The organism is Paracoccus chinensis (assembly GCF_900102885.1).
Lineage (GTDB): Bacteria > Pseudomonadota > Alphaproteobacteria > Rhodobacterales > Rhodobacteraceae > Paracoccus > Paracoccus chinensis.
The window spans coordinates 81,328-95,083 of the sequence record NZ_FNGE01000003.1; the positions used below are offsets into that span (position 1 = coordinate 81,328).

Sequence of the window (13,756 nt, forward strand, 5' to 3'; positions counted from 1 at the left end):
TCAAGCTCCTTGAGGGTTTGGAGTGGTGGGTTCCGCCGCCTGCTCGGCCAGACGCTTCTGCGCCCGGAAGGCCGGAGGCTCCTTGCCGGCAGGCTTAGGGGTGGTGGTTCTGGCGACGGGAGTGCCGCCGACGGCGCCGGTCGCGGGCTTCAGCGCGGGCTTGGCGCCCTTGAGGTCAGGCATCTTCGGGCCGGCGCTGCGGGCGATCTTCTCGCGCCGCGCCTTGACGGTCATCATGTGCGGGCAGCGTTCATCGTCGTGGTAAAGCACCTGGCAATGCATGCAGTAGATGCATTCGTTGACGTTGATGTTGCCTTCCGGGTGGATCGCCTGCACCGGGCATTCCTTGGCGCAGCGGTGGCAGGGCGAGCCGCATTCCGGCCAGCGTTTGAGCCATTCGAACATCCGCATCCGTCCCGGGATCGCCAGCGCCGCGCCCAGCGGGCACATGTAGCGGCAGTAGAAGCGCTCGATGAACAGCCCCGGCAGCAGGCAGGCCAGCGCGAACAGCACGAACCACCATTCCCGCATGAAGTTCAGGATGATCGCGGTCTTGAAGGGCTCGACCTCGGCATAAACTTCGGCGCGGGCAAGGGAATACAGCGACAGCCCGAAGAGGCCGAGGAAGATCATGTATTTCAGCGGCCAGAGCCGTTCGTGCAGCGCCCAAGGAACGGTGAACTGGGGCACGCGCAGCTTGCGGGCGATGGTGTTCGATAGTTCCTGCAGTGCGCCGAAGGGGCAGAGCCAGCCGCAGAACGGTCCCCGGCCCCAGAACAGCAGCCCCGCCGCCACGGCGACCCACAGGATGAAGACCAAGGGCGCGGTCAGGAAATATTCCCACGAGAAATTGCCCGACAGCAGCGAGTTGAAGAACGTCAGCACGTTCACGACGGACAGCTGCGCGTTCACCAGCCAGCCCAGCCAGACCAGCGTGAAGGTCAGGTAGGCCCGGCGGACCCAGGTGAACAGCACGGGGCGGCGCACCAGCAGGTCCTGGAAGAAGAAGATCAGCGTCAGCACGCCCAGTGCCACGGCCGCGATGGCGACATTGACGCGGTTCATGTCCCAGATCGTCTTCCACAGCGCGGGGCCGTCGTCCTCGGGGAGGGGCTCGCCCACGGTGGTCTGGGTGGCGGGCTCGGGGACAGGCTGCGCCACCGGCTCAGGCTCGGGCGCGGGCAGCAGGTACTGCTCGGGCAGTTGGTAGCCGAGGTTGAAGGGCAGGGTGGCCTTGTCGCGGCCCTGCGTTGTCCGCTGCACCAGCAGTTGAAGCTCGAAAGGCTTGGTTACGTCGAGGCCGGCGCCCTCGGGGACGACGAACAGGGCGATCTCGCGCAGGCGCGGGGCGCCCTTGGCGGCCAGCGCGGGCAGGCGGGTGTGGTCGCGGTCGTGGAAGCGGATGCCCTGGCCGTCCTGCAGGATCTCGATGCGGTCGAAGATGCCGCCGCGCACATAGCCCGAGCCCTTGAAGGAATAGGCCCCGTCGCCCGCGACAAGGATCGCCGCCTGGCCGGGTTTCAGCCGCTGGGCCAGGCGCTCATAACCCTGCTGGCCCAGCAGGCTGGTGCCGATGGCGGGCACCGACACGGGCGCCATGTAAAGCTGGATGAAGCTGTCCTCGGGGGTCTTTGTCTCGGGGTGGGCAGCGGCCTGGGGCTGGCCTGCGGCCTGAAAGGCTTCGCTGACCTCGCCCACGGTCATCACCAGCGACCGGACCGAGCCGTCGCCGACCAGCGTTTCCCAGTCGTCGGGGGCGGTCGCGCCGGGGTCCAGTTCGCGCTGCACCTCGGGCGCGACGGTGGCGGGCTCCACGCCGCCCAGCCGCCCCGAGCGGATCAGCTGCACGGCCGAGCGCACGACGCTGTCGCCCATCACCAGAACGGTCACGGTCGCGCCCGCGACGATGTCCACCTGCGGCGGGCGAGCCTCGCTGGCCGCGACGCGGCCCAGGTCGGCGCCGATCAGGCCGTTGATGGCCTTCAGAACCCGCTCCTCGGGGATGCCGATCAGGACGATGGGCTCGTGATGCTCGATCAGGCTGAGGCCCTGCACGACGCCCTTGGGGTCGATGCCGACAAGGATATGGATGGGCTTGCCGGAATAGCCGGTCGAGGCCGTGAAGTCCGAGGCGAGATAGGCGTAGCCCAGCGTCTCGGTCCCGCGCATGACCGGCACGATGGCGGGGCTGCCCTGCGGTGTGCCATACGCATCGGCCCCCTGAAACAACGCCGAGACCGGCGTCTTGGCAAGCGCCTCGGCCAGCGTCGCCGCCTGCGCGGCCGAGACGAAGCCCAGCCCTGCCACCACGAGAATCATCATGCGGAGCAGGCAGAGAAGGGCAGGGCGAATGGGCATCACGGACTCCGGCCAGGTCTTGGCTGCCCGCTTCTCGCGCAGTCCGGCGCGCCAAACGTTGCGATGGGGCAATGTTCGGGAGAAAGGCTGGCCCGAACGGGCGCGGGGTTCAACCCATGGAGTTGTTGCGCCGGATCTGGCGCTGCCTGCGGTAGAAGGCGGCGACAAAGATCGCGGACAGGATCAGGATGATCGTGGGGGCGGGCGCGCTGTCCAGGAAGAAGCTGGCGTAAACGCCGCCCAGCATCGCCGCCATGCAGACGGCCACCGCGACGGCCAGCATCCGCCCGAAGCTGCGCGCCAGCAGGAAGGCGATGGCGCCGGGCGCGATCAGCAACCCGACGGCCAGGATCAGCCCGGTCGCGGTCAGCGTCGCCACGATGGTCAGCGAGAGGATCGTCAGCAGTCCGTAATGCAGCAGCCCCACCGGCAGCCCCGAGGCTCTCGCCTGCGCCGGGTCGAAGGCGTGCAGCATCAGGTCCTTCCATTTCAGGACCAAGGCCCCTGCGACGGCGGCCGAGATCACCCCCGCCGTCCACAGGTCGGCGGGCTGCACCCCCAGCATGTTGCCGAACAGGATGTGATCCAGGTGCACGTCCGAGGTGATCGCCGTGTAAAGCACGATGCCCAGTCCGAACATGCCGGAAAAGACGACGCCCATCACGGTGTCCTGCTTGATCCTGCTGTTCTCGGCCAGAAAGCCCGTCGCAACCGCCGTCAGCATCCCCGCGCCAAATGCGCCGAGCATCAGGGGCAGCCCCAAGACATAGGCCAGCACGATTCCGGGCAGGACCGCGTGGCTGACCGCGTCGCCCATCAGCGCCCAGCCCTTCAGCACCAGGAAGCAGGACAGAAGAGCGGTCGGCACCGACACGATCAGCGCGATCAGGAAGGCGCTGCGCATGAACTCGAAGTGAAAGGGCAGCAGCAGCGTCTCGATCACGGCGCGGCCCCGTCCCTCAGGGCCGCTGCAGCCTTGGCGCGCGAGGCCAGCAGCCCGTGCTTGGGCGCCCAGACGAAGGCCGCGAGGAACACCAGCGTCTGCAGGCAGACGATGATCCCCCCCGTGGCGCCGTCCAGGAAATAGCTGAGATAGGCGCCGACGAAGCTGGTCACAGTTCCGATGGCGACCGACAGCGCGATCAGGCGCGGGAAGCGGTCGCAGAGCAGATAGGCCGTGGCGCCGGGCGTCACGACCATGGCGATGACCAGGAAGGCGCCGACCGTCTGCATCGCCGCCACCACGCAGGCCGACAGCAGGACGAAGAAGACGCCCTTCAGCAGACCCGGCCGCAGACCGATGGACCGCGCGTGGGTTTCGTCGAAGAAGACGACCATCAGATCCTTCCACTTCGCCAGCAGCACGGCCAGCGAGACGAAGCCGATGATGGCCAGTTGAGCCGTGTCCCCCGGCGTGATCGCCAGAATGTTGCCCATGGTGATCGTCTGGACCGAGATCGCCACCGGATTCAGCGAGACCATGAACAGCCCCAGCCCGAAGAAGCTGGTGAAGATCAGCCCGATCACCACGTCGGGCTTGAGCCCCGAGCGGTCTGACAGGAACAGCATCGCCGCCGCCGCCAGCCCACCGGACAGGAAGGCTCCCAGCGCGAAGGGCAGGCCCAGCATGTAGGCCCCGGCGACGCCGGGCACGACGGAATGGGACAGCGCGTCCCCGATCAGCGACCAGCCCTTCAGCATCAGGTAGGCCGAGAGGAAGGCGCAGACGCCCCCGACCAGCGCGGAAACCCACATGGCCGTGGTCATGTAGCTGTAGTCGAAAGGCTCCAGCAGGATCACGGTCCGTCCCCCGGCTCGCGCGTGCGGGTGCGGTTGCCGTAGCGCACCAGCGGGCGTTCGTCGTCGGTCAGGATGGTGACGTGGCGGGGGTCGTCGTCATCGTGCAGCACGTCCCCGCCCAGCGTGAAATGCCGCAGGACGCCGCCGAAGGCGCGTTCGAGGTTTTCCCGCGTGAAGGTCGTCTCGGTCGGGCCGTGAGCCAGGACGGTGCCCTTGACCAGCACCACGCGGTCGCAGAACTCGGGCACCGAGCCGAGGTTGTGGGTGGACACCAGCATTACCCGGCCCTCGTCCCGCAGCTCGCGCAGAAGAGCGATGATCTGGTCCTCGGTTCCCACGTCAACGCCGGTGAAGGGTTCATCCAGCAGGATCACGCGGCCGTCCTGCGCCAGTGCGCGGGCCAGGAAGACGCGCTTGCGCTGCCCGCCCGACAGCTCGCCGATCTGGCGGTGGCGCAGGTCGGCCATCCCGACGCGGACCAGCGCCGCCTCCACCGCCGCGCGGTCGGCGGCCGAGGGACGGCGCAAAAAGCCCATGTGGCCATATCGGCCCATCATCACCACGTCCTCGACTAGCACGGGGAAGGACCAGTCCACCTCTTCGGACTGCGGCACATAGGCGACGAGGTTGCGTTTCAGCGCCTGCGGCACCGTCATGCCCAGCAGCCGGATCTCGCCCGAAGCCACGGGGACGAAGCCCATGATCGCCTTGAACAGCGTGGACTTGCCCGCGCCGTTCACCCCCACCAGCGCCGTGACGGTCCCCTGCGGGATCTCGAAGCTCGCATGGCGCAGCGCCGTATGGCCGTTGCGATAGGTCACGGTCACGTCGCGGGCGGCGATCCCCTGGCCGGCGGTAGGGAGTGGGGCGAGCATGGGGTCAGTCCTGTTCCGCAATCCCGGCGGCCAGCCCGTCCGCGATCGTCCGGGTCGTGACGCGCATCAGGTCCAGATAGCTCGGCACCGGCCCGTCCGGTTCCGACAGGCTGTCCACGTAAAGGACGCCGCCGTAATGCGCGCCCGTCTCGCGGGCGACCTGCTGGGCGGGGGCCTGGCTGACGGTGCTTTCACAGAAGACGGCGGGGATGTCGTTCTCGCGCACCGTGTCTATGACGGTCCGGACCTGCCGGGGCGTGCCCATCTGGTCGGCGTTGATCGGCCACAGGTAAAGCTCGCGCAGCCCAAGGTCGCGGGCGAGATAGCTGAAGGCGCCCTCGCAGGTGACAAGCCAGCGCTGCGCCTCGGGGATCTCGGCGATCTCGGCGCGCAGGGGTTCCAGTGCGGCGGCCAGTTCGGCCTTGTAGGCGTCAGCGTTGGCCTTGTAGGTCGCGGCATTCGCCGGGTCGGCTCCGGCCATGGCTGCCGTGATGTTGTCCACGTAGATGCGGGCGTTCTCCAGTCCCATCCAGGCATGGGGGTTGGGCTTGCCCTCGTAGTCGCCGCCCGAGATTGGCAGCGGCTCGATCCCCTCGCTGACCGTGGCCGAGGGCACGTCCTTCAGGTTCCCCAGGAACTGCTCGAACCAGCGTTCCAGGTTCAGCCCGTTCCACAGGATCAGGTCGGCGTCCTGCGCCCCCACAATGTCGCGGGGCGTCGGCTCATAACCATGCACCTCGGCGCCGGGACGGGTGATGGACACGACGTCGGCCGCGTCACCCGCCACGTTGCGGGCCATGTCGGCGATGACGGTGAAGGTGGTCGCGACCTTCAGGCGGTCCTGCGCCTGGACCGGCCCGGCGCCCAGCACCAGCGTTGCGGCGAGAAGACCAGCCACGCGGAAAGTCATGTTCACTCCTCTGCAAACTCTCCTCGACGTAAATGCAACGCATTCTCATCTGTCAAGTTCCTTGCGAACCATTCTCATTTACTTGCCCCGACCGGGGGACCGGGCTACATTCCGGCCATTGGCAGCAGGAAAGGCGGGATGAGCGCCCATACGACCGATTTTGCCCAGGCCCTGCGAGATGCAGGGCTGCGCGTGACGCCGCAGCGGCTGGTGCTGCTGGCGATCCTGATGGATTCGGCCGACCACCCGAACGCCGACGAGCTGCTGGCGCGGGCGCGGGCGGTGGACGACTCCGTCTCGCTGGCGACGGTCTACCGCACGCTTTCGGCGCTGGAAGAAGCCGGGCTCATCCGCAAGCTGACGCTGGAAAGCGAGTCCTCGCGTTACGAGATCACGCCCTTGGCCGAACACGACCACGTGGTGGACATCGACACCGGCGAGGTCATCGAAATCCCCAACGACGAGATCGCCCGCCTGCGCCGCGAGGCGCTGGAGCGTCTGGGCTACGAAATCGTCAGCCAGCACACGCTGATCCGCGCCCGCCGGATCCGGAAAAGCTGAGCTCCCGCCGAAGTCTTTCTTCTTTGTCCAAATATCCTCGGGGGTCCGGGGGCAGACAGCCCCCGGTCCAGCCGTGCCAGAAGGCGCAAGCTCAGCCGAGCGGAACCCCCTCGAAGCGCGCAATGGTCATTCCCGCCCCGGTCAGCGCCTCCCGCACCGCCCGCGCGATCTCCACCGCGCCCGGCGTGTCGCCATGCAGGCAGATCGTGTCGATGCGGGTGGGGATCGGGCCGCCTTCGTCCGGCAGGATCGCGCCCGCGCTGACCATGCGGAGCATCCGCTCGGCCGCCTGCGCGGGATCGTGGATCACCGCGCCGGGCAGGCGGCGGTCCACCAGCGTCGCGTCGGTGTTGTAGGCACGATCCGCGAAGATCTCGCAGGCGACCCGGGCACCAAGCTTCCGTGCCGCTTTCTGCTGCGCGGTTCCGGCCAGCACCACAAGGATGAGGTCAGGTGCGGCTGACAGCGCGCCCTCGAAGCAGGCGGCGGCCAGCGCCTCGTCGCGCGCGGCCATGTTGGCCAGCGCCCCGTGCAGCTTCAGGTGGCGCACCTCGCCGCCCACCGCCCGCGCCATGGCCTGCGCCGCGCCAAGCTGCCAACGGACGAGGTTAGCGGCGCTGGGCAAGGGCATCTGCATCTCGCGCCGACCGAAGCCCTGCAGGTCGGGAAAGCCCGGATGCGCGCCGATGCCGACGCTGTTCCGCACCGCCCGCGCCATCGTCTGCGCCATCACGTCCCAGTCGCCCGCATGGACCCCGCAGGCCACGTTGGCCGAGGAGATCACCTCCAGCAGCGCTTCGTCATTGCCCATGGGCCAGGGGCCGAAGCTTTCGCCAAGGTCCGCGTTCAGGTCCACCGACAGGGTCATGGGGCGTCCTCGTGATGATGGGCGCTGACCACGCCGCCGATGAGATTGTAGCTGAGCAGGTCGGCCATCGCCGCCGGATCGCGCAGCCTCGGCCGCAGGCTGTCGCGCAGCGAGGCCAATGCCCGCGCATGGTCTGCCATGGCCTCCCGGCCCTCGGCGCGGCTGACGAAGCGGAAACTCAGCGCCGCGCCGGGGGGCGCCTGCGCGACGCGCGGCAGGTCGCAGGGCAGGACGGTGGCGATGCGGGGATAGCCGCCGGTCGTCTGGCATTCGCACAGCAGGACATAGGGCGTGCCGTCGCCGGTGATCTGGATGTCGCCGGGCTGGACGATCTCGGACAGGATCGACAATCCGCCCGGTGCCTCGAAGCCCATGCCGTTCTCCGGGTTCAGCCGGACGCCCATGCGGTTCCCCCGCGCGTCGCGCCGGAAGGTGGTGCGGCGGAACCGTTCCATCTGCTCGGGCGGGAAGGCCGAGGTCTGGAGGCTTTCGACGACACGGACTTCCCCGCCGCCGAAGCGGGGCAATGGCTCCAGCACCATGTCCACGGGTCCGCCCGGATCGGGGCCGAGGGCCAGTTCCTCCTCAGCCTTCAGCGCCCTGCCGATCCCGGCCGCGAGATGCGCCGACCGGGCGCCAAGGACCAGCGGCGCCTCGATCCCACCCGCCGGGGCGAGATAGGCAAAGCCGCCCTCGGCGGGACTTAGGGACAATTCCGCGCCGGGCGGCAGGGCGTGGCTCGTGTTCCAGGTTAGGGGCCGGTCCTCGCCGCTCTCGCGCAGGGTCGCGCGGAAAGGGGCGCCTGTCAGCGCGATCCGCAGCGTCTTGGTCGTCCGGAAGCGGGCGGGAACATTGGCCAGTTCGACCACGGCCAGGCCCGTGGACTGGCCCAGCAGGGCCGCGCCCTCGGCCAGAGCCACGGGATCGGCGGCGCCTCCGCGCGACAGGCCCTGTGCCAGCCAGCCCGGCCGGCCCTCGTCCTGCAGCGTGACGCCCGCCGAGGAGGCAAGGACGATCAGGCCCATGCCGTGGGCTCGATACTGATCCCGCCGCTGGGGTCGCGCATCAGCGCGGCCAGCCGGTCGGCATCGACCGGCGGGAAGGCCACCGCGTCCCCCGGCCGCAGCAAAAAGGGTTGCGCGGCGGCAGGATCGAACAGCCGCGCCGCTGTCTGGCCCACCTGCCGCCATCCCGTCTGCGCCGCGACCGCGAACAGCACCAGTTGTCGGATCGCCACCGTCAGCGCGCCCGCCTTCACGCGCGGCGTCAGCTGGCGCAGGCGCGGAATGTCCCATTCGGACGGAAGCTCTCCGATATAGGGCTGGCCGGGGGCGAAGCCGATGGTCAGCACGCGGAGGGGAGCGCTCGCCAGCGCGTCGACGGCCTGGGCGCGGGTCAGCCCGGCCATTTCGGCGGCCTCGTCCAGTTGAGGCGCATGGTCGCCGTCGTAGCAGGTCGGGATGCGGATCAGACGGCGCTCGCCCGGCAAGGGCTCGGCCATCCAGTCGCGCGCGCCGACCAGCCGCCGCAGCCGTTCCTCCAGCCCCGAGGGATCGGCCAGCGGGTCCAGCCGCAGGTAGGTGGAGACCAGCGACACGGCGGTTTCCTGCACCTCGGGCCAGCGGGCCGCCTCGATGGCTCCCCGCAGGGCCAGCGCCGCGCGGTTGGCAGGCTCGCTGAGCCGGGGGGCGAAGGTGACGACCATGCCGTCCACGCCCGCAGGCGCGATCCTGGGCCAGTCGCTCATCGCAAAGTGAGATCAATCCGCGTCATGTGGGCAGGATCACGATCCCGAGGCCGGACGGCAAGGCCCCTCGCAGGCGCCGAGCGCTTCCACGAACTCCAGCACCTGCGGGCCGATGGCCTGCACGACCAGTTGAACCCCGCGGGCATTGGGATGAATGCCGTCGGGCTGCATGAGCGACAGGGGATCGCGCGCTGCTGCGATGGCACCCAGCATCGAGGGGATCACGGGAATGTCATAGGCGGCGCCAAGCTCGGGGTAGATGGCGTTGAAGGCCGTTCGATATTCGCCCCCATAGTTCGGCGGTGCCTCGAGCCCGACCAGCAGCGCCGGAACTTGGGCCTTTCGGGCGGCGCCCAGGATGCCCGAAAGGTTCGCACGCGTCACCTCGGGGTCGATGCCGCGCAGCAGGTCGTTCCCGCCCAAGGCCACGATCAGCCCGTCCACCTCGGGCGCCAGCGTCCAGTCCACGCGGCTGAGCCCGCCCGCCGAGGTGTCGCCCGATACCCCCGCGTTGATCAGCGTCACCTCGGCCCCGCTTTCGCGCAGCCATGCCTGCAGTTGGGGGACCAGCCCCTCATCTTGGGGCAGGCCATAGCCCTGTGTCAGGCTGTCGCCCAGCGCGGCCACGGTGACGGGCTGGGCAAAGGCGGGCAGGGCGGTCAACAGCAGCGCGGCGAGACTTCTGGCGAACATTGCGGTCCTCTGCATTTCCTTGTGATCTGTTGGCGCCGCGACGGGCTTGGGGGCGTTGTCGTCCATCCGCCGCGGCCCCTGAAAGGAAACGCCCGATGCCCGAACCGGTTCTGTCGCTGGACGACGTGCGCCTGACACTGCGGTCGAACGCAGGCCCTGTCGAGATCCTGCGCGGCCTTACCTTGGCGGTGGACAAGGCCGAGACGGTCGGGCTGGTCGGGCCCTCGGGCTCTGGCAAGTCGTCGCTGCTGATGCTGATGGGGGGCTTGGAACGCGCGACCGGGGGCCGGGTCCGCGCGCTGGGCCAGGACCTGTCCGCGATGGGAGAGGACGCGCTGGCGCGGTTCCGCCGCGACAACCTCAGCGTCGTGTTCCAGAGCTTTCACCTGATCCCGACCATGACCGCGCTGGAAAACGTCGCGATCCCGCTGGAGCTGGCCCGGCGCACAGATGCGATGGAGCAGGCGACGGCGGGACTTGAGGCCGTGGGCCTGCGCGACCGTGCCCACCATTACCCGTCCCAGCTTTCGGGCGGCGAGCAGCAGCGCGTGGCGCTGGCCCGCGCGCTGGCGCCGCGTCCGGCGATCCTGCTGGCGGACGAACCGACGGGGAACCTCGACGAGGCCACGGGTCGGCAGATCTCGGACCTGCTGTTCGGCATGGTGCGGGACAGCGGCACGACGCTTGTGCTGGTCACCCACGCGCCGGAACTGGCCGCCCGCTGCGACCGCACCATCCGCCTGCGCGACGGCCGGCTGGAGCAGGCGGCGTGAGCGGCCTGTCCCTGGCATGGCGCATCGCCGCGCGCGAGATGCGGGGCGGCCTGCGCGGCTTCGGCGTCTTCCTGACCTGCCTTGCGCTGGCTGTTGCGGCGCTGGCGGCGGTCGGAACGGTGCGCGCGGCCATCCAGGCGGGGCTGGAGCGCGACGGCGCGGCGCTGCTGGGCGGCGACGCCGAGGTGCAGCTGACCTACCGTTTCGCCAGCAAGGACGAGCGGGCGGTGCTGGACCGCCTCGCCACCGCCGTCTCGGAAACGGCCGAGTTCCGGTCCATGGCCACTGTCGAGGGGGGCGAGCGCGCGCTGACGCAGGTCAAGGCCGTGGACGACGCCTATCCGCTGGTCGGTGCCGTCACGCTGTCGCCGCCGATCCCGCTGGATCAGGCGCTTGCGTCCGATGGCGGCATTCCCGGCGCGGTGATGAAGCAGGCGCTCGCCACGCGGCTGGGTCTGTCGGTGGGCGACCGCTTCCGGCTGGGGGTGCAGGATTTCACCCTGACCGCGATCCTTGACCGCTTCCCGGACGACACGGGCGAGGGCCTCGCTCTGGGGCCCGTCACCATCGTGCGGACCGCCGACCTTGCGGATAGCGGGCTGCTGGGGCCGGGGACGCTGTTTTCCTCGCAATACCGGCTGCTGCTGCCGCCGGGTACCGACCTGGACGCCGCGCAGGCCGAGGTGACAGAGGCACTGGGAAACGCCGCCCCGCGCTGGCGGGACGCGCGGGAAGGTGCGCCGGGGCTTTCGACCTTTGTCGAGCGGCTGGGGTCCTTTCTGGTCCTGATCGGGCTCTCCGGCCTTGCCGTGGGCGGCGTGGGCGTGGCTGCGGCGGTGCGCGCCTACCTGGATGAAAAGCTGCCGGTGATCGCCACGCTCAAGACGCTGGGGGCCAGCCGGGGCACGGTCTTCCTTGTCTACCTGCTGCAGGTTGGCCTTCTGACGCTGGCGGGCGTCGCCATCGGCCTTGTGCTGGGCGCGGGCCTGCCGCTGGCGCTGGCGTCGCTGATCCAGTCGCGCCTGCCCATGCCCGCTTCTTTCGGGATCTACCCCGGGCCGCTGGCCGAGGCCGCGCTTTACGGCATCCTGGCCGCGCTGGTCTTCGCCCTGTGGCCGCTGGCGCTGGCGGCCGAGACGCGGGCAGCAGTGCTGTTCCGATCGGCCGTCGCGGGCGGGCGCCGCCTGCCGCGCGCACCCTATCTGGCGATGACCGGCGCCGCCGCCCTGGCGCTGGTGGTGGTTGCGGCCGTGTTCTCGGGCAACTGGCGGCTGACGCTGTGGACGCTGGGCGGTATCGCGGGCGCCTTGGGCCTGCTCGCGCTGTCGGCCCAGCTTGCGGCCCCGCTGGCGCGCGCGCTGATGCGGCTGGCCCGTGCCCGCCCGGCGCTGCGGCTGGCGCTGGGCGCGGTCAGGACACGGCGGGCCGAGGCTTCGGCCGTGGTCCTGTCGCTGGGACTGGGTCTGGCGGTGCTGGCCGCCGTGGGGCAGATCGACGGCACCCTGCGCGGCGCCATCGCGCGCGAGATGCCGGAGGTCGCGCCCTCGTTCTTCTTCGTGGACCTGCAGCCCGACCAGATCGACGGCTTCAGCGCCATGATGGCCGAGAATCCCGCCGTCAGCCGCGTCGAGGCCGCCCCCATGATGCGGGGCGTCGTCACCCGGATCAACGGCCGCCCGGCCGAGGAGGTCGCGGGCGACCATTGGGTCGTCCGGGGCGACCGGGGCGTGACCTATTCCGACAACCCGCCCGCGCGCACCACGATCACGGCGGGCGAATGGTGGCCGGCCGATTATAACGGCCCGCCTCTGATCAGCTTCGCGGAAGAGGAAGCCGCCGAGATCGGTCTGTCCCTGGGCGACACCCTGACCGTCAACATCATGGGCCGCGACATCACGGGCATCATCGGCTCGTTCCGCAAGGTGGACTTCCGCAACGCGGGGATCGGCTTCGTCATGTCCATGAACCCCGCCGCACTTCGGGGAGCGCCGCACACCTGGATTGCCACCGTCTATGCCGAGCCCCGGGCCGAGGACGCCATCCTGCGCGATGTCACCAACCGCTGGCCCAATGTCACGGGCATCCCCGTGGGCGAGGCGATCGAGCGGGCCTCGGACCTGCTGGGCGGGATCGCGGTCGCGGTGCGCTGGGGGGCGGCGGCCACGCTGGTCACGGGCTTCGCCGTGCTGGTCGGCACCGCCCTGGCGGGGGCGCGTTCGCGCCGCTACGAGGCTGCGATCCTCAAGGCCCTTGGCGCGAGCCGCGCCGTGATCCTGGCCAGCTTCGCCCTGCGGGCGGCGATCCTCGGCGCACTGGCGGGCCTTGCCGCCATCGCCGCCGGCGTGGTTGCGGGCTGGGCCGTAGCGCGATTCGTGCTCGAGGTGGACCATGCCGTGATCTGGTCCAGCGCCATCCTTCTGGTCGTCGGCGGCGTGATTGCGGCACTGGCGGCGGAACTGGGCTTCGCGCTGCGGGCGTTAGGGGTCAAGCCCGCCACGCTGCTGAAATCCGAGTGAGCGGCCCGAACCCAAGCCCCGCAACCTGCAAGGAGGGCGTTCCCCTTTGCATTTCGACGACATGAACCGCCGCGCCCGGCTGGCGCCGCCCCCCTCGCTGGGATCGTTCCCGGCCAGCCCGGCAGTCACGTTGTGCCTGGGCATCCTGCTGGTGAACGGCGCCGTCGTGCTGTGGCTGCTGATGCTGGGCCGCGGTTTCCTGCCTGCGGCCGTTCCGCTGGAATGGTGGAGCGCGAGCACGCTGGCCGACCACAACTCGCAGCACCTGACGGATTACTACTCGGCGCTGCACGCCATCTCGGGGGCGGGGCTCTACTTCGCCGCGTGCTGGGTGTGTCCGCTCTGGCCGCTGCACAAGCGGCTGGTCATGGTCCTCGCCTGCAGCGGCGTGTGGGAGGTGGTCGAGAACACCCCTTGGGTCATTGCCATGTTCAACGACCCGGGCAGCCTCGGCGTTTATCGCGGCGACAGCATCGTCAATGCGCTCAGCGACACCGCGTTTGTGGCCTTGGGCTTCATTGCGGCGCATGTGTTGCCGCGCCGGGTCCTTGTCATGGCGGGCATCATGGCCGAAATCGGCGTGGCGGTGATGATCCATGACGGCTTCATCCTGGGCACGGCCCGGATCGTCCTGCGTTGAGAAACCGGAAAGGCG

At 69.7% G+C, this 13,756-nt stretch carries 13 protein-coding genes; 4 read left to right on the top strand and 9 right to left on the bottom strand.

Annotated features, from left to right (window positions below):
- The 5 genes from BLQ03_RS04125 to BLQ03_RS04145 form a co-directional block, all read right to left on the bottom strand.
- Complete coding sequence (locus BLQ03_RS04125) at positions 1–2,358, bottom strand: NosR/NirI family protein (protein WP_090753259.1); 2,358 nt, start codon at positions 2,356–2,358, stop codon at positions 1–3.
- A 109-nt stretch (positions 2,359–2,467) separates the two neighbouring features.
- Entirely contained in the window at positions 2,468–3,301 is an 834-nt protein-coding gene (locus tag BLQ03_RS04130) for a metal ABC transporter permease (protein WP_090753262.1), read from the bottom strand.
- The gene (locus BLQ03_RS04135) at positions 3,298–4,125 is read right to left on the bottom strand and encodes a metal ABC transporter permease (RefSeq protein WP_090753679.1); all 828 of its coding nucleotides are present in this window, start codon (positions 4,123–4,125) and stop codon (positions 3,298–3,300) included. Before BLQ03_RS04135 ends, BLQ03_RS04130 begins: the two co-directional genes overlap by 4 nt.
- A gap of 29 nt (positions 4,126–4,154) precedes the next feature.
- Positions 4,155–5,033: a manganese/iron ABC transporter ATP-binding protein gene (locus tag BLQ03_RS04140; protein ID WP_090753264.1), complete on the bottom strand. Its 879-nt coding sequence runs from the start codon at positions 5,031–5,033 to the stop codon at positions 4,155–4,157.
- 4 nt (positions 5,034–5,037) lie between these two features.
- Entirely contained in the window at positions 5,038–5,943 is a 906-nt protein-coding gene (locus tag BLQ03_RS04145) for a metal ABC transporter substrate-binding protein (RefSeq protein WP_090753266.1), read from the bottom strand.
- Between the two features lie 138 nt (positions 5,944–6,081).
- Here BLQ03_RS04145 and BLQ03_RS04150 point away from each other — a divergent pair, with 138 nt between their 5' ends.
- Entirely contained in the window at positions 6,082–6,504 is a 423-nt protein-coding gene (locus BLQ03_RS04150; RefSeq protein WP_090753269.1) for a Fur family transcriptional regulator, read from the top strand.
- 91 nt (positions 6,505–6,595) lie between these two features.
- Here the strand turns inward: BLQ03_RS04150 and BLQ03_RS04155 are convergent, their stop codons facing one another.
- From BLQ03_RS04155 to BLQ03_RS04170, 4 genes are read right to left on the bottom strand one after another with little or no spacing between them, the layout of a single operon-like run.
- Positions 6,596–7,372: a LamB/YcsF family protein gene (locus tag BLQ03_RS04155; protein WP_090753271.1), complete on the bottom strand. Its 777-nt coding sequence runs from the start codon at positions 7,370–7,372 to the stop codon at positions 6,596–6,598.
- Positions 7,369–8,397 (bottom strand): 5-oxoprolinase subunit C family protein, encoded by a 1,029-nt coding sequence (locus tag BLQ03_RS04160; protein WP_090753273.1) that lies wholly within the window; start codon positions 8,395–8,397, stop codon positions 7,369–7,371. The genes BLQ03_RS04155 and BLQ03_RS04160 overlap by 4 nt, the downstream gene beginning before the upstream one ends.
- Positions 8,388–9,119 (bottom strand): 5-oxoprolinase subunit B family protein, encoded by a 732-nt coding sequence (locus BLQ03_RS04165; protein ID WP_090753275.1) that lies wholly within the window; start codon positions 9,117–9,119, stop codon positions 8,388–8,390. Before BLQ03_RS04165 ends, BLQ03_RS04160 begins: the two co-directional genes overlap by 10 nt.
- Positions 9,120–9,155: 36 nt before the next feature.
- Positions 9,156–9,812, bottom strand: coding sequence for an arylesterase (locus tag BLQ03_RS04170; RefSeq protein ID WP_090753277.1), 657 nt, complete (start codon positions 9,810–9,812; stop codon positions 9,156–9,158).
- Positions 9,813–9,907: 95 nt separating this feature from the next.
- On the opposite strand from BLQ03_RS04170, the gene BLQ03_RS04175 reads away from it, so the two are divergent.
- Genes BLQ03_RS04175 through BLQ03_RS04185 form a run of 3 tightly spaced genes read left to right on the top strand, consistent with a single transcriptional unit; the run spans position 9,908 to position 13,741 of the window.
- Entirely contained in the window at positions 9,908–10,585 is a 678-nt protein-coding gene (locus BLQ03_RS04175) for an ABC transporter ATP-binding protein (protein WP_090753279.1), read from the top strand.
- A gap of 38 nt (positions 10,586–10,623) precedes the next feature.
- Positions 10,624–13,101 carry an ABC transporter permease gene (locus tag BLQ03_RS04180; protein ID WP_090753681.1) on the top strand — a complete coding sequence of 826 codons (2,478 nt, stop codon included), beginning with the start codon at positions 10,624–10,626 and terminating at the stop codon, positions 13,099–13,101.
- Between the two features lie 46 nt (positions 13,102–13,147).
- Positions 13,148–13,741, top strand: coding sequence for a DUF2585 family protein (locus BLQ03_RS04185; RefSeq protein ID WP_090753281.1), 594 nt, complete (start codon positions 13,148–13,150; stop codon positions 13,739–13,741).
- Positions 13,742–13,756 lie beyond the last annotated feature (15 nt).

What these genes read in the sequence shown, in the direction of transcription:
- BLQ03_RS04125 (WP_090753259.1), bottom strand. Translation starts at nt 2,358, where the DNA reads ATGCCCATTCGCCCTGCCCTTCTCTGCCTGCTCCGCATGATGATTCTC.
- BLQ03_RS04135 (WP_090753679.1), bottom strand. Translation starts at nt 4,125, where the DNA reads ATGACCACGGCCATGTGGGTTTCCGCGCTGGTCGGGGGCGTCTGCGCC.
- BLQ03_RS04140 (WP_090753264.1), bottom strand. Translation starts at nt 5,033, where the DNA reads ATGCTCGCCCCACTCCCTACCGCCGGCCAGGGGATCGCCGCCCGCGAC.
- BLQ03_RS04145 (WP_090753266.1), bottom strand. Translation starts at nt 5,943, where the DNA reads ATGACTTTCCGCGTGGCTGGTCTTCTCGCCGCAACGCTGGTGCTGGGC.
- BLQ03_RS04150 (WP_090753269.1), top strand. Translation starts at nt 6,082, where the DNA reads ATGAGCGCCCATACGACCGATTTTGCCCAGGCCCTGCGAGATGCAGGG.
- BLQ03_RS04155 (WP_090753271.1), bottom strand. Translation starts at nt 7,372, where the DNA reads ATGACCCTGTCGGTGGACCTGAACGCGGACCTTGGCGAAAGCTTCGGC.
- BLQ03_RS04160 (WP_090753273.1), bottom strand. Translation starts at nt 8,397, where the DNA reads ATGGGCCTGATCGTCCTTGCCTCCTCGGCGGGCGTCACGCTGCAGGAC.
- BLQ03_RS04165 (WP_090753275.1), bottom strand. Translation starts at nt 9,119, where the DNA reads ATGAGCGACTGGCCCAGGATCGCGCCTGCGGGCGTGGACGGCATGGTC.
- BLQ03_RS04170 (WP_090753277.1), bottom strand. Translation starts at nt 9,812, where the DNA reads ATGTTCGCCAGAAGTCTCGCCGCGCTGCTGTTGACCGCCCTGCCCGCC.
- BLQ03_RS04175 (WP_090753279.1), top strand. Translation starts at nt 9,908, where the DNA reads ATGCCCGAACCGGTTCTGTCGCTGGACGACGTGCGCCTGACACTGCGG.
- BLQ03_RS04180 (WP_090753681.1), top strand. Translation starts at nt 10,624, where the DNA reads ATGCGGGGCGGCCTGCGCGGCTTCGGCGTCTTCCTGACCTGCCTTGCG.